Genomic DNA, 25,334 nt, shown 5'->3' on the forward strand with positions numbered 1-25,334 from the left:
CCTTGCGGCTATTGATCAACGTCTAGTTATTTTACGCTTGATACTGTTGTTATAGTATATCGTCCTGAATAATATAACTTATTTGATGCTGTAATATAAGCAAAATAACATAATGAAGAACAATAAGTTATAAAAAATTACTCAGCGTATATTTATGATATTTTCGAAAATAAAATAAAAACATAATCGCACTTTATGACGAATTACGAATTACGTCCAATGGTTTTGAATAATACACTTGAGAGAGTGTTTTCTTATAGTATCTAGAATTTATAGTATTAAAACATAAGCTTAATGATTAATCATCTATCCTAATCACCGAACTCGCTGTGTTTAACTAAACGAATAAGCATCTAGCGTTAATAATTCAAATTCTACACCTTGATGGATCCTTTTAGCCGCACTGGTTTCACTTGCACCTAAAACAGCAATAAGCGGTAAAAAGTGTTCTTGAGTCGGATGATTAAATTGTGCCAGAGAACGGTAATTTAACAGTGACTCTGTATCGTTATTCATTAGTTTTACTTCAACCCAGTTTGTGAATTCATTCATCATTTCAACACTGTTTGGTGTTTTGGGCTGACGAAAAACCTCGCTTAAATTATGGCTTATTCCACCAGAACCAATAATAAGAATATTGTCGTGTTTTAACGATGCGATAAGCTGGCCATATCGATAGTTTTCTGTAGTGCCAACACAGGTATTAATGGATATTTGCACGATAGGAATGTTCGCCTGCGGATACATTAATCTCAATGGGATCCACACTCCATGATCCCAACCATGTGTTGCGTCTAAATTGACCTTGATACCCGCATTTATAAAGGTGTCAGCTATTTGTTTTGCCAATACAGGCTCACCCGGTGCAGGGTAGCTAATTTGATACAATTCGTCAGGAAAGTGATAGAAATCATGAACGGTTTTAGGATGCGATCCAGCGGTAATCAGCACATCGTCAGCGGCATCTAAATGGGCGGAAAACACCACAATAGCTTTAGGTATAGGCAGTTGTTGACCTAATTGTTGTAAAAAGTGCGCTGTTTTACTGTTTTCGACAGCCATCATAGGAGAACCGTGCGAAATAAACAGGGGGATGTTGATGCTGTTGCATATTAGGTTTTCTCGTTTGATGTCATTAACTGCGAGGTTATTATGAACTCAAATAAAAATGTTTAAAAGCGTTTCATCATCATGCTGAATACTTCAATAATTGCCGTAAAGAATGCCTGAGTTGCTTAAATACTGGTTCGTGACTGTAGTGATGGTGTTGAATGACATCTACATTTGCTTGCCAACCAATCTCTTTAAATTCAGAGGGTAATAACACTAACTCTCCACTTTCAACATAGCTGGAAGCAATATGATTAGGTAACAAGCACCAACCATGGCCCTGCAGTGCAAGTTCGAGCAAAATATAGTAATTGTCGGCGTACCAAGCATCTGGGCTAATGGCAAATTGAAAGCTACTGGATTTTGTGTTTCGTGACCGAATTAAGAGTTGGCGATACAATTTCAAATTGGCTAAATTATCACATACCTGTTGTGCTAATGGATGGGCACTTGCCACATACATATCAAACTTAATTGACCCGATAGATTCAAAATCAATGTGAGTCGGGATGGTTAATTCACTGAAAATAATTCCGGTTACAGCCCGTTCGGTGTCAATCATGTCGATAATATCAATACTTGATGCGGTTAAAAATTCAAGCGTGATCGTCGGGAACTCGGCTTCGAGCTCACTAATAATATTGAACAGCCTTTGCAGTGGGATCCCTTCATCCAAACCGATCGTCAGCTCAGATATTGCTTGTTGGTCCAGGCTTTGGGCGCAATCACTCAGGCGTTGATGTTGGCTAAGCAAAACTTGGGCATGAGGCAGCAGTTTTTTACCAGCAGCGGTCAATTGAGGGTAACGTCCGCTTCGATCAAATAATTCGCTATTGCAGTCTATTTCAAGGTTTATCACATGCTGGCTGACAACTGACTGGGCTTTATTCAGGCTTCTAGCCGCCGATGAAAAAGACCCAGTGCTGACTGTCAACACAAATGCTTGAAGCTGTTCAATACTATACATATCGTTTTTACCGATACTTACTAACTTTAATGTATCTATATATTGGATGAAAATAGTAAAAACGTCACCATTAAATAGAGATAATTATGCAAAGTAGAGAAAGAGCATTCCACGCAGTGTCTTTTGAGGTAATAGCATTGGCCTTTATCGTACCTGCAAGCGCATTATTAATTGAACAAAATCCATTAGATATGTTATTCGTGAGTATCGCCTTGTCATTGTTTGCGATGTTATGGAATTATATTTATAACTATTGGTTTGATAAATTAGTTGGCCCAGATCGGATTACTCGAAAGTTATTCACTAGGATTGTGCACGCATTGTGTTTTGAAGGGGGTATGTTAATAGTGACTATACCGATTGTGTCATGGTATTTGGCATTAAGCCTTTTGGATACTTTAATACTAGAAGCTGGTGTATTAACCTTTATTTTAATTTATACCGCCGTCTTTAATTGGCTTTACGATATTTATCAACCGTATCAGAAATGTGTTAGTAAATTGACTAAATATAATGCTCATAAGAGAGTGACCCCTTGACGATGAAAGTTAATATGCTGCGTTGCTGGTTTATTTTCTATTACTGTCATGTTTGCTGTGGCATCATTGTTTTGAAATGATAATGAGCTGGATATATAAAGTGAAAAATTACCATCTTGGTTGTGCAGCCTTGGTTATCGCCAGTGTGTCGATGTTCATTAATCCTGTCATGGCCGACACGCTATCGCCTTTTACTAGTGATGGTTGCAGTGCATTTCCTGATGGCACGTTTGAACAAAGCGAATTATGGTTAGTGTGTTGCCAAAAACATGATTATGACTATTGGAAGGGCGGTACATTTGACGAGCGTTTGGCATCAGATAAGGCACTGCTTGTTTGTGTGACTAACGTGGGCCAGCCGCAAATTGCATTATTGATGTTGGCTGGCGTTAGAGTAGGTGGTACGCCTTATTTACCGACAAAATTCCGTTGGGGATATGGTTGGTCATACCCAAGAGATTACGGTGCATTAACTGATGATGAACGCAAACAAGTAGAGCTATTATCTACATCTCCAATCGTTCCATTATCAGAATGACACTAAATCCTACATAAGCTAGATACACTCCATATTTATATTTTATCCCGTTGATTACCTAGGCTTAGTCAATATCAGACGTTAAAATAAACCAGTCAGTTTTTCAGGGAAGCTATAATAATGAAGCATTTGGATAAAGGCGTACGCGCTGTCGCATTACTTGAGGCGACTAAAGGAGTGTTGGCATTAGTCGTTGCGATAGGACTAAATGTGTATGCAGGTCAAAATTTGTCTTTGTTGGCAGAGCAGTTAGTCACACATTTACACCTTAATCCTGCCAACCGTTACCCAAGTATTTTTATTTCTGCTATTGGGTCATTGCCACAATCGAGCTTAACCTTAATGTCGTTAGGGGTCGCGGTGTATACCTTGATGCGTTTTGTTGAAGCTTATGGGCTATGGCATAACATGCGCTGGACTCAGTGGTTTGCTTTGTTAAGTGGAGCGATATACTTGCCTATTGAACTTTATGAAATGGTGAAGCACTTTAGCTTACTCAGTGTGATAGTTCTGGCTATTAACCTCGTCATCGTGGTGTATATGTATTTGGTATTATTTCCACGCGCTACCTCAAAATGATCTAGATCAATATTTTAATAAATGAATAAGATAAAAATATTAACAGAGTTTAATGACAGACAGTTGATCCGTTATGCAGTCATGATAATATAAATAAAGACAAGGTTTTTGATGAGTTAACGAAAGTATTAATTTATAAAGTACTTAATACGTTAATTATTGTTTTAAGTTTTTAAATAGTTAAGATATATTGTAAATTTACTTTATAAATTGATGCGATGCATTTAAACTAAGATTATAGATATAAGTGAGTGTTATGTTTGCAGTCTGTTTTTAAAGAGTATTTTTGTTTTTAAAATAAAACCAAAATAGTTCAATAAAAATTAAATGTAAGCGATGTGTTAACAAATAATGTATGTTTTATAATTGTAGCTCTATTACATCTACCATTTATACAAATGCAATAATGTTATGATTAATTAATTCTACTTTGAGAGGAATAAAATGACTGACATCGATATTGGTATAAAAAAAGACGACCGACTAAAAATTGCTGAAGGCTTAAAAAGCTTATTAGCCGATTCCTATACACTTTATTTACAAACCCATAATTTCCATTGGAACGTCACGGGTATTCACTTTCGCGAACTACACTTAATGTTTGAAGAACATTATACTGAGCTTGCGACTGCTGTTGATGATATTGCTGAACGAATTCGTACTTTAGATGTAGCCGCACCGGGAACTTATAAAGAGTTTGCCCGTTTAAGCTCTATTAAAGAAGTCGAAGGTGTACCAAGCTCAGCTGACATGGTCGAATTACTGACTAAAGGTCATGAACAAGTGATAAAAACTGCGCGACAAGTACTTAAAACGGCACAAGATGCTGATGATGAATCCACAGTAGCTTTAGTATCCGATCGTATGCGAGTACATGAAAAAACTGCATGGATGTTAAGAGCAACCAGCAAGAAGTAACCTTAGACATTATATTTAGGTATAAAAACCTAAATCTATTGATGTAAATAAAACCGCTGGCTAGAACCAGCGGTTTTTTGATATACAGTGACTAAATCTATCGATTCAAATAGTGAACTGTAACAAGGTAGTGGTTAGTGAATATCAGAATACTGAATCGGTACAACTGTTTACTGGGGTGTATTCGTGCTTGTTGGCTCAAGATATTGTTTATTATATGATTAACGCAATTAGTCATCAAGCTCAATGTTGGGCAAGCGATAATTACGGGCTCCAATTTAACAGTTCAATTTTTATGATTATTCAATAAAAATGATGTAGATATAAAAAAAGCGCCTTAGGCGCTTTTTTTATTGATTTTGTAATTGAACAAAAAACTCTTCTAGTTGCTGGCTTACTGTTTCAGTATCACCAGTGGCTTTTAAGTAAGATCGTAAGCCAATAATGTGTACTTGGATTTTTTTAGCCACTTGATATTTATCCAATTTAGCCGATAAATCGCCCCGGGTTTGAGCTTGCTCAATGATATTGGCAAAACGATGTTCAACTTTAGTCAGTAAATCACGAGCAATGTTAAGGGTTTCTTGATGTGATTCGTCAAGTTCTGCCAGCGTGCGCATCACCATACATAGTTCACTGGGAACTGTGGCACAACAAGGCACTATTAAGCCGCGTAAATATTGCTTCAGTCCATCCCATACGTGTTCATTCTGCTCTATTTTATCATTTAATTCGTTAGCTGAAGTTTGTGCATAATGAATTAATGTCTGATGATATAAATCAGCTTTACTACCAAATGCAGCGTAAATACTACCTGGTCGCATGTCCATGGTAGTCTGAATCTCTCGCGTCGAAGTGGCTAGAAACCCTTTTTGCCAAAATAGGTTTTTTGCTTTTTCGAGTACGTCTTCGCGATCAAATTTAGAAATATTAGCCATTTGTCCCTCTTTAGTTAACAACCATTTTACGTTAAGGGAGTAACGTAAGGCCAGTCTATTATATAAATTTTTAATCATAATAAGTTATAGGCAGTTCTTTTAAGCATTAACTGCGTTATTAACAAAAATGCAGAATTGAATATAGGTTCAATTCCGCATCAACGAGTTTGTACTCATTTAAGCCTAAAGTATTGTGTTTACGACCACACGCCAGTTTCGGTTTTACCTTGAATTTTGACATCGGCCAGTTTGAATTCAGGCTGGTTAGTGGTTTTAAGCTTAACTTGGTAATCGCGGGTTAAATTCACTATGGTCGGGGTTAACAGCATAATTGCACTGATGTTAACCACTGTCATTAATCCCAGCGCCATATCTGCCATGTTCCACACTTCTTTTAATGAGGCGTTAGCTCCCCAATACACCATGCCTAAATACAGTAGGGTGTATATGGTGCGACCATAAATGTTGTCGAGCTTAAATAAATGCAAGTTACTTTCGGCGTAGGCATAGTTGGCCACCACAGACGTAAAAGAAAATAGGGTAATAATGATGGCCACAAACATATCACCGCTCATTCCCATATGGTAAGTCATGGCGTTTTGAGTGATCCGAATGCCTTCCATTTCACTGTCAATATTGCCTTGGGCCAATAAAATCACAATGGCGGTACAGCTACACAACACCATAGTGTCGATAAACACCCCAAGCATTTGTACGTAACCTTGTGCAACAGGGTGGTTTGGCACCGGAGTGGCGCCCGCTGCCGCATGGGGTACACTACCTGCACCAGCCTCGTTAGAATATAAACCGCGTTGAATCCCATTTTTAATCGCTGCGCCGAGTGCACCAGCTGCCGCTTCGTTTAACCCAAAAGCTGAGTTAATAATATCAATCAATACCCCAGGTACTAGCTGAATGTTAATAATGGTGACGGTGACTGCGGCTAAAATAAAGGCCAGACCCATAAACGGCACCACAAACTCAGCAAAACGCGCAATACTGCGAAGACCTCCCATAACGATGACGCCAGCAATAAAGGTAATAACCGCACCTGAATATACGGGAGATATCTCGAAAGTGTGGTTGAGTGCATCTGTGATGGTGTTGGCTTGCATGGCACTGAAACTAATGCCGTAACCGAGGAATAAACACAGTGCAAATAAAACCGCTAACCAAGGTTTATTCAGCCCAGCGCGGATATAATAGGCGGGTCCACCGCGGTATTCTTTATGGTCGTCGCGCACTTTATACAACTGACCTAAAATGCTTTCGGCAAATCCGGTCGCCATACCCAATAGCGCGATAACCCACATCCAAAATACTGCACCGCTGCCACCCAGTGAAATCGCCATTGCGACGCCCGCTAAGTTACCTGTACCCACTCGCGCAGACAGGCCAGTACATAATGCTTGATACGAGCTAATGCCCGATTTGTCACCTTGAGTACTGCCTTTCATCACTTTAAACATGTAACCGAAATGGCGAAGCTGAATAAATCTTAATTTCAATGAAAACCATATGCCGGCAAATACCAATATATAAATGAGTACTTGGTAGTCGCCCCACAGTACATTGTTGGTGAGCGATATAATGTCATTAATCATTGGACATCTTCCTTGGTTTTATCATTAGGAATTTAACAGGCTATATTTCGACGAACTGACCTATAAAAGCAAACACTGCAAAAAGTCTTAACCGGTTAATAACCGTCAAAAGGGTAGTTAAATTGAAATTGTTATATTTGGCCGAGTGAATTGCTATGCATTATATCTACATATTTAACGGTAGGCGAGGCGTTTTTGTGGCTGATTAACTATTTTACTGACTCACAAGTTAGCCCGCCTAGCTGAATTAATATCGTTAATATAGGCACTGCGAGAGTAAATTTTTGATAAAGTGACCTATAAACGCCGTGTTGTAAGACCCTCAATATTTCAACGCTGTATCTTTGGCTTAATACATCACAAAAATTAGGATAAACAATAGTATGGCAAATGTGAATGTTTCGTTTAACGCAAGCCAGCAACAATTAGCCTTACTGCGATTAGTGAATTGGGGCCTTAAAATTGGCCTTATTTTGTTTGCGACAGACTTATTTGGCTTAACAACACCTCCAGTAACCTTGTCTTACGTGTTAATTTTTGAAGCCTGTTATGTCGGCTTTAGCTATCGCTTTCATCGACTCAGCATGAACAACAATGGTTTGTTGTTTTTAACCTTATTATTAGACACTTTGTTTTGGGCTACGTGGTTATATTTTACCGGCGGAGCAACCAATGCCTTTGTATCATTACTACTATTACCGATTGCTATTTCAGCCATTACATTACCCCTATGGGCTCCTTGGTGCTTAACCATAGTGTCGACAGTATTTTATAGCTTGATGATTGTTGATATCACCGAACAAAATAGTGGTTCAGTAATGGGCCATGACATGAGCCAGATGAATCATGTTATGCAAGCAAATCAGGCTATGCCAGCAAGCAACAGTATGGACATGGGGTCGCACTATTTAGGCATGTGGTTTAATTTTGTTATTTCGGCATTAGTCTTAACCATCACAGTAGGCTTTATTGCCAAACGTATTAGACAAAAAAATGCCGAGCTGCACTATTTACGAGAAGCGCAGTTACGCCAAGAAAAGATATTGGCGTTAGGCACCGCATCAGCGCAAATGGCACATCAACTGGCAACGCCTTTAGCCACATTACGCTTACTAGTTGATGAACTATCCGATTCGATCAATGATGTTGAACAAACTGAATTGATCAGCGAAATGCAGCAAGCGCTAAATCGCTGTGAAGTCACCTTAGCTGATTTACGTTTAGCGACTGAATCGATTAGAGAACAAAAACTGATAGAGCAGCGCGTCGACAAATTAGTGACAATGTTAACCGAGCAAATAAGTTTATTGATGCCAGAAGCGCAATTGAATATATCCATAGCACCACAGGTTGAGTCACATATAGTGTTGACAGACATGGGGTTATTGCCAGCATTAATGGCTCTTATTCAAAATGGCGTCCAAGCCAGTGAAGATAATCAACATTCGTCCCAGGTCGATGTAAATCTTAGTCTTTCTCAACCAAGAGAGTTGAGTATTATCATTCGCGACTACGGTGTCGGTATTGCAACCCATCTACTTCATACATTAGGCAGTAACATGGTAAAAAGCCCCAAAGGGATGGGCATCGCTGTTTTATTAAGCCACACCAGCTTCGAGCGTTTAGGCGGTAAGTTATACCTTAAACCCCATTCTGAATGCGGCACTGAAGCCATTGTGACCTTACCGCTGAGCGAACAAAAAACAAGTTGAAGCGAATTGAAGCCAATATAAGCTGAATAGAGAACACCATGAACAAGCTGTTGATTATTGAAGATGATTTAGCTCTTGCAGCCATTTTAGCCCGCCGACTCGGCAAACACGGTTTTGAGTGCAAAACCTGCCATCACGCCAGCGACAGTTTATTAATGGCAAGGCAATTTGTTCCAACCCATATCTTGTTAGACATGAAACTAGCTGAACATAATGGCTTATCGTTAATAAAACCATTAAGACAACTTATTCCTCATGTGCAAATGGTATTACTCACTGGCTTTGCCAGCATTGCCACCGCAGTAGAAGCCATCCGCCTTGGCGCAGACAATTACCTCGCCAAACCTGTCGACACCCAAACCTTATTAAATGCATTATCAGTCTCGGCTCAAACCACAACGGTTTATGATGATATTGAAGAGCTGCCACTTAATCCCAAGCGGGTCGAATGGGAACACATTCAACAAGTCCTCGCCAACAACAATGGCAACGTATCAGAAACCGCCCGTCAACTCGGCATGCATCGGAGAACCTTGCAGCGCAAATTACTGAAAAAGCCAACTGCAGATAATCGGTAGAATAGGGGAGTAGGGTGTTAATGGGTGTTTTTAGATATTGCTTCATGGCCTGCGGCCATTAACGTCGTGGAGCTTCACCCACACCAGAGCAAGAGAAAACCAACGGCTGTTCCCTCTTTACTCTTTATTCAAGAATGGGCCCAGCCGCACCGCAACATTTTCGCTATTTACAAAACAAGAGCTGCGAAAAGGTCGCCATGGTGTCAGATTTAACTTTGACCGGCATTTGTAGATGGCTTCGGCCTTATTCGAAAATGCTAACGCTTACGATGGGGCGTCCCTTCCCCTCGAAAGCTTGCCAGACATCCATGTCTGGACTCACGTTTTTTCTTCAACGGCCTCAAGTTCAGAGTTGAATAATGCATTTATGAACTAGAACAATAACTGTGGTGTGATATGCATTGCCGTTGAACGTGACACAATATAAATAAATGAGTATAACCATTAGAGGTTTAGTTGTGCTTATCAAACTAATAAAATGGATTTCAGTACTATTAATTTTTAGTAAGGTATTAACGGATTATGAAGCGTAGATTTATTTTTATATTTTTAATGATGATTTGTGCTGTTTCTGGATGCAGCAGTATTCCACTAACAACAATGTATAAAATGATGAGTGTCAATCCGCTAGAACTTGAACCAAGTGAGATAGTTGTCGCGGTTCGAGCCCCTAATGGAATCGTGGTTAGTAATAACGACGTAGTGATTAAGTTTGAATTTACAACGAATGACCCAAACTATAATTTTGAGGACGAGTATTTTGTAAAATTGAATACTCAATACGTATTACCTAATGAGTTAACACAAGAAATAAGTCGGGACAGTAAGTTTTATATTTTGCAATTGAGTCAGGATGATAAGTTAAAAATGCTTCGAGGGCAGGAGCTTGTAAAGAAATACAGAATGAACAATAGCGATGGCGGAGGAAGCTTTAATCTTAGCGTCGAGTCTGTATGTAAAAATAGTCAGTTTTCTGTTAAAAATAATGAATTAAACGTGTTTTTAAAACTTAATGAGAATGATGAGTTTTTTACCTTTATGGAAAACGTTAACGTGTTAGAGATCGGTGAAGACAAATCGGGTTATATTAAACCTATTAGGTCTTGCACATAGCTATGAATGTTGTGGCGCTTAGTCCATACCAGACCAAGAAGAAATTGTATTGGCTAAAGAAAGTTGGGCACTACTTTAGAAGTTATCTAGCTTATTTTTGGACAAAACCTTGTTAGAACGATTAATCTATTGATTTTTTCAGATAAGGTTTTGTACTGAAAACTTCTGAGTAAGTGGTAAAATTCACAGCTCCACTTCACAATTGCAAAGGCTACTGTTCACAACTGATACCTTCTACTGGTGAGCACTGCACACTTTGCTGGTTAAATTGCCTTCTTCAGCGCAACAAAAAGCCCCAATGATTGGGGCTAATTTAGGAGTGAATAAGTTAACAACATTAAACGCGACCTAAATTCGATTGGTCATACCTGTCCTGATAAATATTCTCTATTGGTTTTTTACACATTCACTAACAATAACTCCATAATTAGATATGTCTTTTCGCACCCTTAAGAAAATATTCCAAGTCCCCTTTATTACTTTTGCTATTCCTTTTACAACCTCACCACAAGAAATATCCAACCAACCACTCTCCTTTAGGGCTACATAGCCTCCAAGCCTAATTGATTTCTGATAGAGCTCTTTTGCTTTAGTTAAATTAGGTTGAACACCATGCCCGTAACGATAAATACGAGCTAACATCAATGTGGCTACTAGTCCGTCCATATTCGCAGCTTTCAAATACAACTGTTTTGATTTTATGTAGTCTTGATCCACACCGACCCCGAAAAAGTAAAGCCTTCCAAGAGCTGTATAAGCATAAGGGCTATCCACTTAGCACAACCAACCACTATATGTTGTGGTTATCGATTTTTAATTGATTGGTACGTTATCGGCTTAGAACGCACTGCTTGTTCAAGCAACCTGTAGAATAATAATCCCCGAGAATCTGACTTTCTTCTATTGAAGCGAAATGTAAACTCATCTAAATAATAATCAAGTTGCTTAGCCTTTACCGCGCCTTGATATGTACCTAAAAGCCATCTTTTACATAATGATGAGACTCGATGTACCCCAGCCATTGTTTCATGTGCAGGTACAGATGAACCTAAATGCACTATTCGGTTATGCTTATATCCTTTCTTGTCTATTTGTTTGTATGCTTGAGAGCCATCACTACAAATTGTACTACCAGGTTCAATTACATCTTGAATGAATTGATGGATATGTTCTTTGGTTGCACTTTCCACTAGCCTTAAACGTATCCGGCCAAATCCAGAGGGTGATAGCAGCTCAACAGCGACCAAAACTACAGCCTTACGCTTACCCTGTTGATTTTTAATAGATGATTGGGGAACGACGCCACCTATTAGTGTTTCGTCAACCTCTACGATGCCGGACAGTTTATCCCTTTCAGGATCAACCATGGCATGCCTTAACTTGTGCATTAATGACCAAGCGGTTTGATAACTCCCAAGACCTAATAACCTATGAACTCCAAGAGCGCTGACCCCATTTTTTTGATTTGTAATAAACCAGACGGCAGCAAACCAACTTTTCATGGGGGTTCTTGTTTTGTCAAAAAGTGTACTTGATGTTACTGAACACTGAGAACGGCAAGCATGACATTTTAACTTGCCATTACTTAACTGATAAGGTGATTGATGGCTTGAACAGCTTGGGCATATGAATCCGTTTGGCCAACGAAGTTTGTAAAGGTAGCTAATGCAGGATTGTTCATCATGAAACCAATCAACAAATTCGCCCCAACTTGTAGGGTAATCTACACCCGCTTTTAATAAATACGATGAAGTTTTCATCACTACATATTGACACTGGTGGCGCTAAATGGATAGCCCTTATAAGCATACATGTCATCACTTAAATCAATCGCTTTTTTATAATATGTAGCCGCTTTTGAAAAGTCTTGTTCAATAGTCGCTGTTGATGGCATTTCATACAGCCGCCCTATTTCAACCAACGCCTCATCAATTCCATTTTTAGCCATACTTTTATATAGATAAATAGCTTGGTCGTATTTATTTTCACTCACCAGACGTATTGCATCATCCCATAAAGACAGTTCATCATACTCTGGATGCATTATAGAGCCCTCATTAGTTTATTCTTCCCCCAACACCAGATATTGAAACACATTAATGGTATGAGGAAAAGTAAGCCAAATGAAGTTCTACTGAACTGAGTGGGCAATCGCCCCTAACATTGAAAGGGGCATAAATGATTTGCATACCTTGCTCGCAATTGGTGTGATTCAACTCAGAACTTAAGGCCGTTGAAGAAAATAGCGTGAGCCTGACAGGACGCCAGGCTAGCTTTCGTTGGCCAGGGATGGCCTATCGGGAGCGTTAGCATTTTCGAATAAGGCTGAGGCAGTTACCCAATAAAGTCAAAAACTGGATCAATCCCCATGGCGACCTTTTCGCAGCTGTTGTTTTGTAAATAGCGAAAATGTTGAGGGGCAGCTGGGCTAATTATTTTATAAAGAGTAAATAGGGAACAGCCGTTGGTTTCCTCTTGGTCTGTTGTGGGTGAAGCGCCACGACGTTAGTGGCCGCAGGCCATAAGTCAGAATAGATACCCTATGACATGATATCAATTTTGCTGATGAAGCAAGCTAAGCTTTCCATTACTACAACGGGTCGTTACCATGGGTGTCGGTTCCATCCATTTATCTCAGACTCTTTCAAATATCACAGCGCAGGCCTTCGACATTATATGCTGAAAAGATCCGCTCCCAGACATAGAACAAATCGAATAATCGTCGACACGATAAACGATCAAGTTATGAACAACCCTTCGACTCAAACAACAAGGTATCCCAATGACTAATCAACAGTCCCAGAAAACATCCGTTACTGTCGAGACAGTCGACGATCTCGCTAAATTGGTCAATTACTCGTTGATGGACACGCTTAACAGTGATCCTGACGCAACATCAAACGGCGTCGACCATGCGCCACGACAAGTGTTTTCGGGCCACTATGTGCCTGTTAAACCAACACCGATTGAAAACCCAGAGTATGTAGCACACAGCAACAGCTTCTTTGCTGAATTGGGTTTTGCCGACAGCATGGCGCAGTCTGCCGATTTTATGAGCTTATTCTCCGGCGACCTTTCAAACGTTCCTGAGCCAATGAGCAAGGTTGGGTGGGCATGTGGATATGCACTGTCTATTTTTGGTACCGAATACATCCAACAATGTCCGTTCAGAACGGGTAATGGCTACGGCGATGGTCGAGCGGTTTCTGTGCTAGAAGCAGTGATTAACGATAAACGCTGGGAAATGCAGCTTAAAGGTGGTGGCCGCACGCCATATTGCCGTGGTGCAGACGGTCGCGCGGTGTTGCGCTCTAGTGTGCGTGAGTTTCTCGCACAAGAGCACATGCACGCGCTTGGCGTGCCAACGTCTCGTTCGCTGAGTTTGTATGTGTCTAAAACCGAGACTGTCCAGCGGCCTTGGTATTCTGAGGGCTCTAACGCACAAGATCCTGACCAAATGATCACCGAGGCTGTTGCTATCTCGACGCGTGTGGCACCCTCGTTTATTCGGGTTGGTCAACTTGAGCTATTCGGTCGCCGCGCCCGTAAGCAAGAACACCCTCAAGCGATGGCAGAGCTTGAACAGTTGATGTTGCATTTAGTTGACCGTGAATACGCTGATGTTATCGACCAACAACTCACTAATGAAGAAAAAGTGCTTTTGTTGGCGCGCGAGTTCCGTAGTCGTCTGACGTCATTGATAGCGAACTGGATCCGTGTTGGTTACTGTCAGGGTAACTTTAATAGCGATAACTGTGCCGCAGGTGGCTTCACTCTCGATTACGGCCCATTCGGATTCTGCGACGTGTTTAACCCACAATATCAACCTTGGACGGGTGGCGGTCAGCACTTCGCGTTTCTTAATCAAGGTGTAGCTGCAGAACGTAATTTCTTGATGTTTTGCACGGCACTAAGCCCATTACTGATGTCTAAACCAGATTATCTAGAACAGCTCCAGCAGTTGGTTAATGGCTTTTCAGCTGAGATGGAAGCAAAAATGGAGCAGATGTGGGCGGCTAAACTTGGACTTAGCACTTTTGATACAGCGCTATTTAATGAGCTTGAAACGCTTATGTTGCAAACGCCAGTGGATTACACCCTGTTTTTCCGTGAGCTTTCGTCGCTGCCTGATGATATTGGCCCACTGACAAAAAGTTTCTACCGCGACTTATCGCAAGCGCCAAAAGGATTGGAGCAGCGTTGGTCTGCTTGGCTGACACAATGGCAATCATTGCTAGGCAGTGCTAACGACACGAATAAGAAGCCACGTAGCCGTGATGAGATCGCTTCGCAGATGAAACTCGTTAACCCTAAATATACCTTGCGTGAGTGGTTGCTGGTGCCTGCTTATCAACAAGCCAGTGTTGGCAATTATTCGCTGGTTCGAGAACTACAGGACGTTATGACGCAGCCTTACGCTGAGCAGTCCCAGGACGTTGAAGACAAATACTATCGAATCAAGGCATCTGAATTCTTTGGGGTAGGTGGTTGTTCGCATTTAAGCTGCTCGTCGTAACGTTAAGATAATCTATGGGCTTTGATTGGTGTCATGCTCAATACCACTTGTGTCAGGATTGTTTTTCAACATATATGACGATTAGGCTGTCACATTATCATTAGCCTAAAGTGGCTAAATGTTTATTTTTAGCCATAAACGGCTAAATTAGTCATGTATGCCATCATGCGCTCTGCGGTCATCACAACTTTAATCGGGGCTAGTCTCATTGGGTTTAGATGTAAAATTGAAGTGATAAAAAAACAATAAAAAAAGGCCTCTATATCAATAGAGGCCCAATAATCTTATTCAGAATAAAAGCGATACCTTTAATCAGCCTCTATCCCCATTCCCATAGCAGATAGAGGCTGAGTAAAGTCACCAAGCATTGAGTAGACATTCAATTGTAACTCATCAATCTATGACCAATCAGTTTGCAATCAAACAACGCCAAAGTGTGTACCAAAACGAATAAACGTCAGCGAATTATAGTTATTAAAAGGGGGATGCCACTGACGTTATCCTATTATTAATTTTGCTCCAACTTTGCCATTGCGACAATTGAATATCCCCTATCTGCGGCATTTTGTCGCAGGGGGAGTCTTCCCTGTAAACCTCTCTACATTGAGTGCAAGACAAAATTTACTCGTCGAGTAAACTATTGTCGACAATAAGCACCTTTTTTGCTTGTTATCTATTCAACAGGTGTTATATTGTCGACAACTTGTTGTGATAGATCAATTTTAAATGCCTAGGATACAAGCATGAACCAGCCGATTACTTCTGCAGATAAGACCTTTGTAGCCCTTAGAGACGATATAGTCGAAGGTCGTATTCAGGCCGGCTCTAAATTGAGCGAAACTGAATTGTCGACAAAGTATGCCGTGAGTAGAGCCGTGATCCGTGAAGCCATTAACCGATTAGAGTCGTGCCATATTGTTGAGCGAAAAGCCAACGTAGGGGCTCGTGTGGTTGCGTTATCTCCACAAGGGTTGATAGAGCTGTATCAAGTTCGTGAATCACTTGAAGGTATGGCGGCACGTTTAGCGGCGACAAATATGAGTGATAACGAAATTGCTGATTTAAGTGCTTTATTACAATCTCACTTTGATGAAGTTAAAGGTGGCAAGTCTTATTACCAAGAAGCTGGCGATGTTGATTTTCATTATCGGATTATTTTAGGCAGTAAAAACAAACACCTAATTTCAATGTTGTTTGATGGCATTTATCATTTAGTGCGCATGTATCGGGTGCAACTTGGCATGGCGGGTCCTCGTGTGACAACTGCCTATGATGAACACAAACACATTGTTCAGGCCATTTTAAATCGTGACGCAGAATTAGCCGAAATGCTGATGCGCCGCCACATTATGTATTCTAAAAACAGTATTGAACATAAATTATCGTAACGACTTATCTGTGGCGTTATTGTCCACGGTCTTAATTGCATAGAGGGAAATATCATGAGTGCAGGTAAAAAATTTCGTCAAGCATTAGCTAACAACAAACCACTGCAAATTGTCGGTACCATTAATGCTTATGCCGCCATGATGGCAAAGCAAATTGGTCATCAAGCGATTTACTTATCTGGCGGCGGCGTGGCTAACGCTTCTTATGGTTTACCCGATTTAGGCATGACATCACTAACTGATGTGCTTGTTGATGTGCAGCGTATTACTTCAGCTTGTGATTTACCTTTGCTGGTGGATATTGATACGGGTTGGGGGGGGGCATTTAATATTGCCAAAACCATTCGTGACATGGAAAAAGCCGGCGCTGCAGCGGTACACATGGAAGACCAAGTGGCACAAAAGCGTTGTGGCCATCGCCCAAATAAAGAAATTGTCCCAGTAGAAGAAATGGTCGATCGGATTAAAGCAGCCGTTGATGCCCGTACCGATCCTGACTTTTTCATCATGGCGCGCACTGACTCGTTTGCTCAAGAAGGGTTAGAAGCCGCTATTGAACGCGCTAAAGCGTATGTGGCAGCGGGTGCTGACGGTATTTTTGCTGAAGCGATTCAAACAGAAGAGCATTATCGCGCCTTTGCTGAGGCTTTAGATGTGCCTATTTTGGCTAATATTACTGAATTTGGCCAAACTGAATTATGGAATAAGCAACAATTAGGTGAGTGGGGCGCTGCAATGGTGTTGTACCCATTGAGTGCATTCCGTGCGATGAACAAAGCAGCTGAAAATGTTTACAGCGCAATTTTAACCGATGGCGACCAAAAAGCAGTGGTTGATACCATGCAAACTCGTATGGATTTATACGACTATCTTGGTTATCACGATTATGAACAAAAATTAGACAGTTTGTTTGCGGAAGGCAAAAATAAATAGCAGCCTCAGTACAACAATAAGACTCGATTACAACTAAAATAACAATAGCCTACAACCGCGATTTAGCAGTGCTAAATCGCGAAAAGCAAAAGAAGGGAAATATCATGGTAGACAAGAAATTATCAGGCGCAGGATTACGCGGTCAGAGTGCTGGCGAAACAAAATTATGTACTGTTGGTAAATCAGGTTCAGGCCTAACGTACTGCGGCTACGATGTCTCTGATTTAGCCGATAACGCTACCTTTGAAGAAGTCGCTTATTTATTATTTAATGGTGAGTTACCAAACCAAGCTCAGTTAAGTGCTTACAAAACCGAATTAAAAGCACAGCGTGATTTACCTGATGCTCTTAAGTCGGTATTAAAACTTATTCCTGCTGATGCACATCCAATGGATGTAATGCGAACGGGTTGCTCGTTTTTAGGTAATCTTGAGCCAGAAGTCGATTTCACTCAGCAACACAAAGCGGCAAACCGCTTATTAGCCGCATTCCCGGCCATCATGTGTTATTGGTACCGTTATACTCATGACGGCGTAGAAATTGATTGCACCACAGATGAAGATTCTTTGGGTGGTCATTTCCTCAAATTACTTCGTGGTGAAACGCCGTCAGAAATGCATCGTAAGGTAATGGATGTGTCGTTGATTTTGTATGCTGAGCATGAATTCAACGCATCAACCTTTACCGCGCGTGTATGTGCCTCAACATTATCTGATATGTATTCTTGTGTTACTGGTGCGATTGGTACTTTACGTGGTCCACTACACGGTGGTGCTAACGAAGCGGCGATGGATATGATCCAAAAGTTTAGCTCACCAGCAGACGCTAAAGAACAGATGGCATCGATGTTAGAGCGCAAAGAAAAAATCATGGGCTTTGGCCATGCTATTTACAGTGTGTCTGATCCACGTAATGTGATTATTAAGAAGTGGTCTGAAAAACTGGCTCACGAAAACGGCGATACTTCTTTATACGACATTTCAGTCGCCTGTGAAGAGTTTATGTGGGACACCAAAAAGCTATTTTGTAATGCAGACTTCTTCCATGCTTCTGCTTACCATTTTATGGGTATTCCGACTAAATTGTTTACGCCGATTTTTGTCTGTTCACGTTTAACGGGTTGGGCTGCACACGTGATGGAGCAGCGTTCGAATAACCGTATTATTCGTCCAAGTGCAGATTATGTGGGAAGTGAGCCTCGTAAAGTGGTGCCTATTAGCCAACGTTAATCAGTTTGCCGAGTCTCATTATGATGACTCGGTTTTTTTCGATATAGATTAGCGCTTATTACTTTCATATTTATTGTGGATGAAGTTATGAATACTCAATACCGTAAAGCCTTACCTGGCACCCAATTAGATTATTTTGACACCCAAGAGGCTGTTGATGCAATTGAGCCTGGTGCCTTTGCCAAGCTTCCTTATTGTTCTCGCGTGTTTGCCGAGAACCTAGTGCGTCGTTGTTCGCCAGAGACGCTTACTGATTCCTTAAAGCAATTGATTGAGCGCAAAAGTGATCTCGATTTTCCGTGGTATCCGGCTCGCGTGGTTTGTCACGATATTTTAGGCCAAACCGCATTAGTCGATTTAGCGGGGCTGCGTGATGCGATTGCTGAAAAAGGCGGTGACCCATCAAAAGTAAATCCCGTAGTACCGACTCAATTGATTGTCGATCATTCATTAGCGGTAGAATATGCGGGTTTTGACAAAGACGCCTTTGAAAAAAACCGTGCCATTGAAGACCGCCGTAATGAAGACCGTTTTCACTTTATCAATTGGACTAAAACGGCGTTTAAAAATGTTGATGTTATCCAACCAGGTAACGGCATCATGCATCAAATTAACTTAGAGCGTATGTCACCTGTGGTGCATGCACAAAACGGTGTTGCATTTCCTGACACCTTAGTCGGCACCGACAGCCATACACCTCATGTAGATGCATTAGGCGTGATTGCCATTGGTGTTGGCGGTTTAGAAGCTGAAAGCGTCATGCTCGGCCGTGCATCTTACATGCGTCTGCCAGATATTATTGGTGTAGAGGTTACGGGTAAGCCGCAACCGGGCATTACAGCAACCGATATAGTACTAGCGTTAACAGAATATCTTCGTGCGCAAAAAGTTGTGTCATCTTACTTAGAGTTTTATGGCGAAGGGACTACCCATTTAACCCTTGGCGATCGCGCGACCATTACGAACATGACGCCAGAATACGGTGCCACCGCCGCGATGTTTTATATTGATAGACAAACTATTGATTACTTAACGCTAACCGGTCGTGACGACGAGCAAGTTAAATTAGTCGAAACCTATGCAAAGCAAGCGGGTTTATGGGCTGATACCTTAACAAACGTAGTTTATGAACGGGTACTGCATTTTGATCTATCTTCTGTTGGGCGTAACATTGCTGGGCCGTCAAACCCACATAATCGCGTACCCACATCAGAATTAGCCGCTCGTGGCATTAGTGGCGTGGTTGAAAACGAACCCGGTAAAATGCCCGATGGTGCTGTGATTATTGCAGCCATTACCAGTTGTACTAACACCAGTAACCCACGCAACATGATTGCCGCAGGTTTATTGGCTCGCAATGCTAATGCTCGTGGTTTATTACGTAAACCTTGGGTGAAATCATCACTTGCGCCAGGCTCTAAAGCAGTACAATTGTATTTAGAAGAAGCGGGGTTGTTACCTGAACTTGAAAACTTAGGTTTTGGCATTGTCGGTTTTGCCTGTACCACGTGTAACGGCATGAGCGGCGCGCTCGATCCGGTGATTCAACAAGAAGTAATTGATCGCGACTTATACGCCACTGCGGTGTTGTCGGGCAACCGTAACTTTGACGGTCGTATTCATCCTTATGCCAAACAAGCATTTTTAGCATCACCACCCTTGGTTATTGCTTACGCCATTGCTGGTACGATTCGTTTTGATATTGAAAAAGATATCTTAGGCATCGATAATCAAGGCCAAGCGGTTACGTTGAAAGACATTTGGCCAACCGATGAAGAAATTGATGCAGTTGTTAAAGCAAGCGTTAAGCCTGAACAATTCCGTAAAGTCTATGAACCAATGTTCGACATTAAAGTCGAGTATGGCAGCCACGTAAATCCACAATATGATTGGCGTCCACAAAGTACTTATATTCGCCGCCCACCTTATTGGGACGGAGCCTTGGCGGGTGAGCGCACCATGAAAGGTATGCGTCCATTAGCTGTGTTGGGTGACAACATCACCACAGATCATTTATCACCATCCAATGCGATTATGCTCGACAGTGCTGCTGGAGCATATTTACACAAAATGGGTTTGCCAGAAGCAGACTTTAACTCTTATGCCACTCATCGAGGCGATCACTTAACTGCGCAACGTGCCACGTTTGCTAACCCTAAATTGTTTAACGAAATGGTTCAAGAAAACGGTAAGGTTAAACAAGGATCACTTGCGCGTGTTGAGCCTGAAGGCAAAGTGACCCGCATGTGGGAAGCGATTGAAACCTATATGGAACGTAAGCAGCCACTGATTATTATCGCTGGTGCGGATTATGGCCAAGGTTCGTCACGTGACTGGGCGGCCAAAGGCGTGCGTCTTGCAGGGGTAGAAGTGATTGTTGCTGAAGGCTTTGAACGTATTCACCGCACTAACTTGGTGGGTATGGGCGTATTACCGCTTGAGTTCACTGCAGGCCATAATCGTCATACTTATCATATTGATGGTACCGAAACCTATGATGTGGTTGGTGAACGTAAGCCGGGTGCAATGTTACAAGTTATTATGACCCGGAAAAACGGTGAGCAAGTGACTATTCCGGTTAAGTGTCGTGTTGACACTGCCGAAGAATTGTCAATTTATGAAGCTGGTGGTGTATTACAACGTTTTGCTCAGGACTTTTTAGCCAACGAAACCAAGTAATCATGTGATTTTGTGCCTTATTTAACCGGCAGCTTATAAGCTTATTTATGGCTTGCCGGTTTGGTCTTTTGTTATTTTAGGAATATGTGATGGCTCATTTACCACAAATTAAAATTCCAGCGACTTATATGCGCGGCGGCACCAGTAAAGGGGTATTTTTCAGTTTGACTGACTTGCCTGCAGCCGCTCAAGTGGCTGGCGCTGCCCGCGATGCAATATTACTACGTGTTATTGGCAGTCCCGATCCTTACGGTAAACATACCGATGGCATGGGCGGAGCAACGTCAAGTACCAGTAAAACAGTTATCTTATCCAAAAGTACTCAAGCTGATCATGATGTTGACTATTTATTTGGTCAAGTCTCGATTGATAAACCATTTGTCGACTGGAGCGGAAACTGCGGTAATTTAACCGCAGCGGTGGGATCATTTGCAATTAGTAATGGTTTAATCGATCCAAGCCGAGTGCCTGAAAATGGCACCGCAATCGTGCGTATTTGGCAAGCTAATATTCATAAAACCATTATTGCTCATGTCCCTATTACCAATGGTGAAGTACAAGAAACCGGTGATTTTGAACTTGATGGTGTGACGTTTCCCGCAGCTGAAGTGCAAGTGGAGTTTTTAAACCCTGCTGACGGTGACGGCGCTATGTTTCCCACAGGTAACGTGGTCGATAAACTTGACGTGCCAGGCGTTGGGAGCTTTAACGCCACCATGATTAATGCGGGCATTCCAACGATTTTCATTAATGCAGCAGATATTCAGTATCAAGGTACTGAGTTGCAAGATGACATTAATAATGATGATAAAGCCTTAGCCATGTTTGAAACCATTCGTGCTTATGGTGCAGTAAAAATGGGCTTGATCGACCATATTGATGAGGCTGCAGCTCGTCAACATACCCCTAAAGTGGCCTTTGTTGCACCTGCTGCGAATTATATTTCATCCAGTGGTAAAGCGGTTAATACTGACGATATCGATCTAGTCGTGCGGGCATTGTCTATGGGTAAACTGCATCATGCGATGATGGGAACCGCAGCGGTGGCGATTGGCACTGCAGCCGCTATCCCTGGCACATTAGTTAATTTGGCTGCCGGTGGTGGTGAACGTAAAGCCGTTCGCTTCGGTCATCCTTCTGGCACGCTTAGAGTGGGAGCAGAAGCAGAATTAGTGCAAGGTCAATGGCAGGTTAAAAAAGCCATCATGAGCCGTAGTGCACGAGTATTAATGGAAGGTAAGGTACGAATTCCTCAATAATATCGCGGTTTATGCTTATAAAAACCTCAGCAAAAGCTGAGGTTTTTTTGTTTCTGAGCGAATTGAAGCTAAAAAACAAACGATTAGGGTGTATGGTTATAGGACTATTTGCTCATTTAAATCAGATATTTACTCATCTAACGTTTAAATGGTATAAAATGTGATATTGGTCAAAAAAGTCTTGATCCCTTGGTTAAATTAGTATGTTATATGCTGAATTTTGTCAGCCATATTTGTTGAACAATGTTTTTAAGCGCTGACATACAAACGTCATATAACGATGGGTTATTTATGATGTAATAAAAAATCAAACGGATGAATAATAGTGATTAATTGCTATTGATTATTTTACTAAATCAGCTTGGCATACCAACAATTATGCTGACTGCATTTAGAGTTGGATATTAAATTAAGCCACATTGCTTTTTAGTGTCAGTGATGGGCAATGAGAGCAATACAAAAGGAAATGATTATGGTTGAACACATTACAGGTATGCTGGCTTTAATCGGCGTGCTATCACTTTTGTGTCAATGGGTGGGTTGGAAATTACGTCTACCCGCAATTTTACCACTTTTATTGTGTGGATTATTGTTAGGGCCAGGGTTAGGGATCCTCGATCCTGATGAGATCTTTGGCGATTTGTTGTTTCCTATTATTTCGTTAGGTGTTGCGGTCATTTTGTTTGAAGGGGCATTGACGCTCAACTTTAAAGAAATTAAAGATCACGGCAGAATGGTGACTCACCTCGTTACCATAGGTGCTTTTATCACTTGGGCCTGTATTGCGCCTGCTGCACATTATCTGCTTGGTTTTGACTGGGCAATTGCGATGTTATTTGGTGCGTTAGTGGTAGTAACAGGGCCGACAGTGATTGTGCCTATGTTACGTACCGTGCAACCAAAATCCAATTTAGCCAGCATTTTACGTTGGGAAGGTATTATTATTGACCCCATCGGTGCCTTACTTGCGGTATTAGTCTTTGAGTATATCGCTGTCACTGCCGATCCTACTTCGCACGTGCTACATGCACTGGGTCTAACTTTACTGCTTGGTTTTGGCTTAGGCGCGGCTGCGGGTTATTTAACGGGTTTATCGATTCGTAAAAACTTATTCCCGCATTACCTGCTTAATACCGCGGTACTGACTATCATGCTTGGTGTATTTGTTGGTTCAAATATTCTTCAAGAAGAGTCTGGTTTATTAACTGTGACTGTAATGGGTATTTTGTTAGCGAACATGCGCGGTGTCGATATAGCCGATATTCTCGAGTTTAAAGAGACGCTAACAGTATTATTAATTTCGGCATTATTTATTTTACTCGCCGCAAGATTAGACTCTAATGCAATGATAGATCTTGGTTTTGGTGGTCTAGGGGTTCTATTAATTGCGATGTTTATTGCGCGTCCATTAAGCATTTGGATTTCTGGTTTAGGTACCAATTTAACGTCAAAAGATAAGTGGTTTTTAAGTTGGGTTGCCCCTCGCGGTATTGTTGCTGCGGCCATTTCATCGTTATTTGCGATCAAATTAGAATCAGTTGGTTTAGAAGGTGCGAGTTCAATTGTACCTTTAGTATTCTTGATTATTATCGGAACCGTGGTGATTCAAAGTTTAACCGCGGGTCGCTGGGCTAAGTATTTAGGCGTAAAGGATGGTTCTAATCAAGGTTTATTGATTTTCGGGGCATCTAAATTTTCACGTGAATTGGCTTCAATTTTGATATCTAAAAACATTAAAGTCATTTTAGCGGATAATAACTGGGACAGTATTCGTGAAGCGCGAATGAAAAATATTCCGGTTTATTTTGGTAATCCAGCTTCAGAGCATGCTGCTAATTATATGGATTCAAGTGGCATTGGCCGAGTATTAGTGATGTCTCCTTACCGTCAGTTAAATCCGTTGGTGACTTTTCACTTCCAAGATTTATTGGGATCAGAAAAGGTCTATGGTTTAAACAATGGTGACAGCGCTAGCGCTCGTCATCAGTTGTCAGAGTCTTATCTAAAGCGCTTATCTTTGTTTGGTGAGAATATATCTTACGCCAAAATTGCCAGTTTAATGGCAAAAGGTGCAGTATTAAAAATCACTAATATTACCGAAAACTTTACCTTCGAACATTTCAAGAGTCGCTATGGTGAAACTGCATTGCCGTTGGTTTACTTAACCAAAGAAGGTAAAGTGAAAGTGATATCTGGTGCTGAAACCGTTAATCTACCTGTGGGGATAGAGTTAATTAGTTTGTTGCCTCAGGAAGCGCAAGAACAGGCAATTATTCAACGTGAATTAAATGAAGAGGCCGATCGCCAAGCCAAAGCATTGGCCGACGCTGAAGCTAAGGCGGCCGCTGAAGCAAGAGCTGTACGCGAAGCAGAAGAAGCTGAGCAACGTGCCATTGATAAAGCACAACGTAGAGAAGAAGAATTGGCACAGTTTGAAGCTGAAGAAAAAGCCCGCTTATTAGCTGATGAAGAAGCTACATTAATTAAACAAGAAGCTGCAGAACTAGCAAAAATCAAAGCTGCCGAAGTGAAAGCGAAAAAAGCTGCAACCGTTAACGATGTTAAAGAGCCAGATACTGTGGCGGATGATAAAGCTGACGATACTATGGCCGACGATAGCAAGACTACTGAAAATGACAATTCACCAAAAGAGAGTTAATGATTAACTGACTTGAGTGGAGTTGTTTGTAATAAAAAGGCTTAGCAAATTGCTAAGCCTTTTTATTACGCGTTA

The 25,334-nt window shown here is 41.3% G+C and carries 21 protein-coding genes; 14 read left to right on the forward strand and 7 right to left on the reverse strand.

Annotation, left to right across the window (positions count from 1 at the left end; all coding sequences use genetic code 11):
- Nucleotides 1-333: 333 nt before the first annotated feature.
- Nucleotides 334-1,065 (reverse strand): class III extradiol ring-cleavage dioxygenase, encoded by a 732-nt coding sequence (locus FCN25_RS19285; protein ID WP_254693685.1) that lies wholly within the window; start codon nucleotides 1,063-1,065, stop codon nucleotides 334-336.
- 124 nt (nucleotides 1,066-1,189) lie between these two features.
- A complete protein-coding gene (locus FCN25_RS19290) occupies nucleotides 1,190-2,077 on the reverse strand; it encodes a LysR family transcriptional regulator (RefSeq protein WP_137226989.1) in 888 nt (295 codons plus the stop codon).
- An 86-nt stretch (nucleotides 2,078-2,163) separates the two neighbouring features.
- Between FCN25_RS19290 and FCN25_RS19295 the strand changes: the two genes are divergently transcribed.
- From FCN25_RS19295 to FCN25_RS19310, 4 genes are all read left to right on the forward strand, one after another.
- A complete protein-coding gene (locus tag FCN25_RS19295; RefSeq protein ID WP_137226990.1) occupies nucleotides 2,164-2,616 on the forward strand; it encodes a PACE efflux transporter in 453 nt (150 codons plus the stop codon).
- 151 nt (nucleotides 2,617-2,767) lie between these two features.
- Nucleotides 2,768-3,154 carry a hypothetical protein gene (locus FCN25_RS19300; RefSeq protein WP_137227486.1) on the forward strand — a complete coding sequence of 129 codons (387 nt, stop codon included), beginning with the start codon at nucleotides 2,768-2,770 and terminating at the stop codon, nucleotides 3,152-3,154.
- 120 nt (nucleotides 3,155-3,274) lie between these two features.
- Complete coding sequence (locus tag FCN25_RS19305; RefSeq protein WP_137226991.1) at nucleotides 3,275-3,733, forward strand: DUF2127 domain-containing protein; 459 nt, start codon at nucleotides 3,275-3,277, stop codon at nucleotides 3,731-3,733.
- 444 nt (nucleotides 3,734-4,177) lie between these two features.
- Nucleotides 4,178-4,651 carry a Dps family protein gene (locus FCN25_RS19310; protein WP_137226992.1) on the forward strand — a complete coding sequence of 158 codons (474 nt, stop codon included), beginning with the start codon at nucleotides 4,178-4,180 and terminating at the stop codon, nucleotides 4,649-4,651.
- Nucleotides 4,652-5,001: 350 nt separating this feature from the next.
- Here the strand turns inward: FCN25_RS19310 and FCN25_RS19315 are convergent, their stop codons facing one another.
- Together FCN25_RS19315 and FCN25_RS19320 are read right to left on the reverse strand one after the other, a co-directional pair.
- Nucleotides 5,002-5,589 (reverse strand): TetR/AcrR family transcriptional regulator, encoded by a 588-nt coding sequence (locus tag FCN25_RS19315; protein WP_137226993.1) that lies wholly within the window; start codon nucleotides 5,587-5,589, stop codon nucleotides 5,002-5,004.
- 197 nt (nucleotides 5,590-5,786) lie between these two features.
- Nucleotides 5,787-7,193, reverse strand: coding sequence for a sodium:alanine symporter family protein (locus tag FCN25_RS19320; RefSeq protein WP_137226994.1), 1,407 nt, complete (start codon nucleotides 7,191-7,193; stop codon nucleotides 5,787-5,789).
- A 383-nt stretch (nucleotides 7,194-7,576) separates the two neighbouring features.
- Here FCN25_RS19320 and FCN25_RS19325 point away from each other — a divergent pair, with 383 nt between their 5' ends.
- The 3 genes from FCN25_RS19325 to FCN25_RS19335 all read left to right on the forward strand — a co-directional run bounded on the left by FCN25_RS19325 (nucleotide 7,577) and on the right by FCN25_RS19335 (nucleotide 10,596).
- Nucleotides 7,577-8,905, forward strand: a complete 1,329-nt coding sequence (locus tag FCN25_RS19325; protein ID WP_137226995.1) for a sensor histidine kinase KdpD — start codon at nucleotides 7,577-7,579, stop codon at nucleotides 8,903-8,905.
- A gap of 38 nt (nucleotides 8,906-8,943) precedes the next feature.
- Nucleotides 8,944-9,483: a response regulator transcription factor gene (locus tag FCN25_RS19330; protein ID WP_137226996.1), complete on the forward strand. Its 540-nt coding sequence runs from the start codon at nucleotides 8,944-8,946 to the stop codon at nucleotides 9,481-9,483.
- Nucleotides 9,484-10,005: 522 nt separating this feature from the next.
- Complete coding sequence (locus tag FCN25_RS19335) at nucleotides 10,006-10,596, forward strand: hypothetical protein (protein ID WP_137226997.1); 591 nt, start codon at nucleotides 10,006-10,008, stop codon at nucleotides 10,594-10,596.
- A gap of 387 nt (nucleotides 10,597-10,983) precedes the next feature.
- Here FCN25_RS19335 and FCN25_RS19340 read toward each other — a convergent pair whose 3' ends face one another.
- Genes FCN25_RS19340 through FCN25_RS19350 form a run of 3 tightly spaced genes read right to left on the reverse strand, consistent with a single transcriptional unit; the run spans nucleotide 10,984 to nucleotide 12,640 of the window.
- Nucleotides 10,984-11,370 (reverse strand): tetratricopeptide repeat protein, encoded by a 387-nt coding sequence (locus FCN25_RS19340; protein WP_137226998.1) that lies wholly within the window; start codon nucleotides 11,368-11,370, stop codon nucleotides 10,984-10,986.
- A gap of 29 nt (nucleotides 11,371-11,399) precedes the next feature.
- Complete coding sequence (locus FCN25_RS19345) at nucleotides 11,400-12,356, reverse strand: IS1595 family transposase (protein ID WP_137222035.1); 957 nt, start codon at nucleotides 12,354-12,356, stop codon at nucleotides 11,400-11,402.
- Between the two features lie 2 nt (nucleotides 12,357-12,358).
- Entirely contained in the window at nucleotides 12,359-12,640 is a 282-nt protein-coding gene (locus FCN25_RS19350) for a hypothetical protein (RefSeq protein ID WP_137226999.1), read from the reverse strand.
- Between the two features lie 738 nt (nucleotides 12,641-13,378).
- Between FCN25_RS19350 and FCN25_RS19355 the strand changes: the two genes are divergently transcribed.
- From FCN25_RS19355 to FCN25_RS19385, 7 genes are all read left to right on the forward strand, one after another.
- Nucleotides 13,379-15,112 carry a YdiU family protein gene (locus FCN25_RS19355; protein ID WP_137227000.1) on the forward strand — a complete coding sequence of 578 codons (1,734 nt, stop codon included), beginning with the start codon at nucleotides 13,379-13,381 and terminating at the stop codon, nucleotides 15,110-15,112.
- A 743-nt stretch (nucleotides 15,113-15,855) separates the two neighbouring features.
- Nucleotides 15,856-16,500: a GntR family transcriptional regulator gene (locus tag FCN25_RS19360; protein ID WP_137227001.1), complete on the forward strand. Its 645-nt coding sequence runs from the start codon at nucleotides 15,856-15,858 to the stop codon at nucleotides 16,498-16,500.
- A 54-nt stretch (nucleotides 16,501-16,554) separates the two neighbouring features.
- On the forward strand, nucleotides 16,555-17,433 hold the full coding sequence (gene prpB / locus FCN25_RS19365; RefSeq protein ID WP_137227002.1) for a methylisocitrate lyase: 879 nt from the start codon (nucleotides 16,555-16,557) through the stop codon (nucleotides 17,431-17,433).
- 104 nt (nucleotides 17,434-17,537) lie between these two features.
- Complete coding sequence (prpC, locus tag FCN25_RS19370; protein WP_137227003.1) at nucleotides 17,538-18,662, forward strand: 2-methylcitrate synthase; 1,125 nt, start codon at nucleotides 17,538-17,540, stop codon at nucleotides 18,660-18,662.
- 87 nt (nucleotides 18,663-18,749) lie between these two features.
- Nucleotides 18,750-21,341, forward strand: a complete 2,592-nt coding sequence (gene acnD, locus FCN25_RS19375; RefSeq protein WP_167496007.1) for a Fe/S-dependent 2-methylisocitrate dehydratase AcnD — start codon at nucleotides 18,750-18,752, stop codon at nucleotides 21,339-21,341.
- A gap of 89 nt (nucleotides 21,342-21,430) precedes the next feature.
- The gene (gene prpF, locus FCN25_RS19380; RefSeq protein ID WP_137227005.1) at nucleotides 21,431-22,600 is read left to right on the forward strand and encodes a 2-methylaconitate cis-trans isomerase PrpF; all 1,170 of its coding nucleotides are present in this window, start codon (nucleotides 21,431-21,433) and stop codon (nucleotides 22,598-22,600) included.
- A gap of 472 nt (nucleotides 22,601-23,072) precedes the next feature.
- Entirely contained in the window at nucleotides 23,073-25,259 is a 2,187-nt protein-coding gene (locus tag FCN25_RS19385) for a sodium:proton antiporter (protein ID WP_254693686.1), read from the forward strand.
- The last annotated feature ends 75 nt before the right edge of the window (nucleotides 25,260-25,334 follow it).

The sequence above is a fragment of the Shewanella sp. MEBiC00475 genome (assembly GCF_005234075.1).
GTDB classification, from domain to species: Bacteria; Pseudomonadota; Gammaproteobacteria; order Enterobacterales; family Shewanellaceae; genus Shewanella; species Shewanella polaris.

Coding starts and splice junctions, on each gene's coding strand:
- FCN25_RS19285 (WP_254693685.1), bottom strand. CDS start 1,065: ATGATGGCTGTCGAAAACAGTAAAACAGCGCACTTTTTACAACAATTA.
- FCN25_RS19290 (WP_137226989.1), bottom strand. CDS start 2,077: ATGTATAGTATTGAACAGCTTCAAGCATTTGTGTTGACAGTCAGCACT.
- FCN25_RS19295 (WP_137226990.1), top strand. CDS start 2,164: ATGCAAAGTAGAGAAAGAGCATTCCACGCAGTGTCTTTTGAGGTAATA.
- FCN25_RS19300 (WP_137227486.1), top strand. CDS start 2,768: ATGTTCATTAATCCTGTCATGGCCGACACGCTATCGCCTTTTACTAGT.
- FCN25_RS19305 (WP_137226991.1), top strand. CDS start 3,275: ATGAAGCATTTGGATAAAGGCGTACGCGCTGTCGCATTACTTGAGGCG.
- FCN25_RS19310 (WP_137226992.1), top strand. CDS start 4,178: ATGACTGACATCGATATTGGTATAAAAAAAGACGACCGACTAAAAATT.
- FCN25_RS19315 (WP_137226993.1), bottom strand. CDS start 5,589: ATGGCTAATATTTCTAAATTTGATCGCGAAGACGTACTCGAAAAAGCA.
- FCN25_RS19320 (WP_137226994.1), bottom strand. CDS start 7,193: ATGATTAATGACATTATATCGCTCACCAACAATGTACTGTGGGGCGAC.
- FCN25_RS19325 (WP_137226995.1), top strand. CDS start 7,577: ATGGCAAATGTGAATGTTTCGTTTAACGCAAGCCAGCAACAATTAGCC.
- FCN25_RS19330 (WP_137226996.1), top strand. CDS start 8,944: ATGAACAAGCTGTTGATTATTGAAGATGATTTAGCTCTTGCAGCCATT.
- FCN25_RS19335 (WP_137226997.1), top strand. CDS start 10,006: ATGAAGCGTAGATTTATTTTTATATTTTTAATGATGATTTGTGCTGTT.
- FCN25_RS19345 (WP_137222035.1), bottom strand. CDS start 12,356: ATGAAAACTTCATCGTATTTATTAAAAGCGGGTGTAGATTACCCTACA.
- FCN25_RS19350 (WP_137226999.1), bottom strand. CDS start 12,640: ATGCATCCAGAGTATGATGAACTGTCTTTATGGGATGATGCAATACGT.
- FCN25_RS19355 (WP_137227000.1), top strand. CDS start 13,379: ATGACTAATCAACAGTCCCAGAAAACATCCGTTACTGTCGAGACAGTC.
- FCN25_RS19360 (WP_137227001.1), top strand. CDS start 15,856: ATGAACCAGCCGATTACTTCTGCAGATAAGACCTTTGTAGCCCTTAGA.
- prpB (WP_137227002.1), top strand. CDS start 16,555: ATGAGTGCAGGTAAAAAATTTCGTCAAGCATTAGCTAACAACAAACCA.
- prpC (WP_137227003.1), top strand. CDS start 17,538: ATGGTAGACAAGAAATTATCAGGCGCAGGATTACGCGGTCAGAGTGCT.
- acnD (WP_167496007.1), top strand. CDS start 18,750: ATGAATACTCAATACCGTAAAGCCTTACCTGGCACCCAATTAGATTAT.
- prpF (WP_137227005.1), top strand. CDS start 21,431: ATGGCTCATTTACCACAAATTAAAATTCCAGCGACTTATATGCGCGGC.
- FCN25_RS19385 (WP_254693686.1), top strand. CDS start 23,073: ATGGTTGAACACATTACAGGTATGCTGGCTTTAATCGGCGTGCTATCA.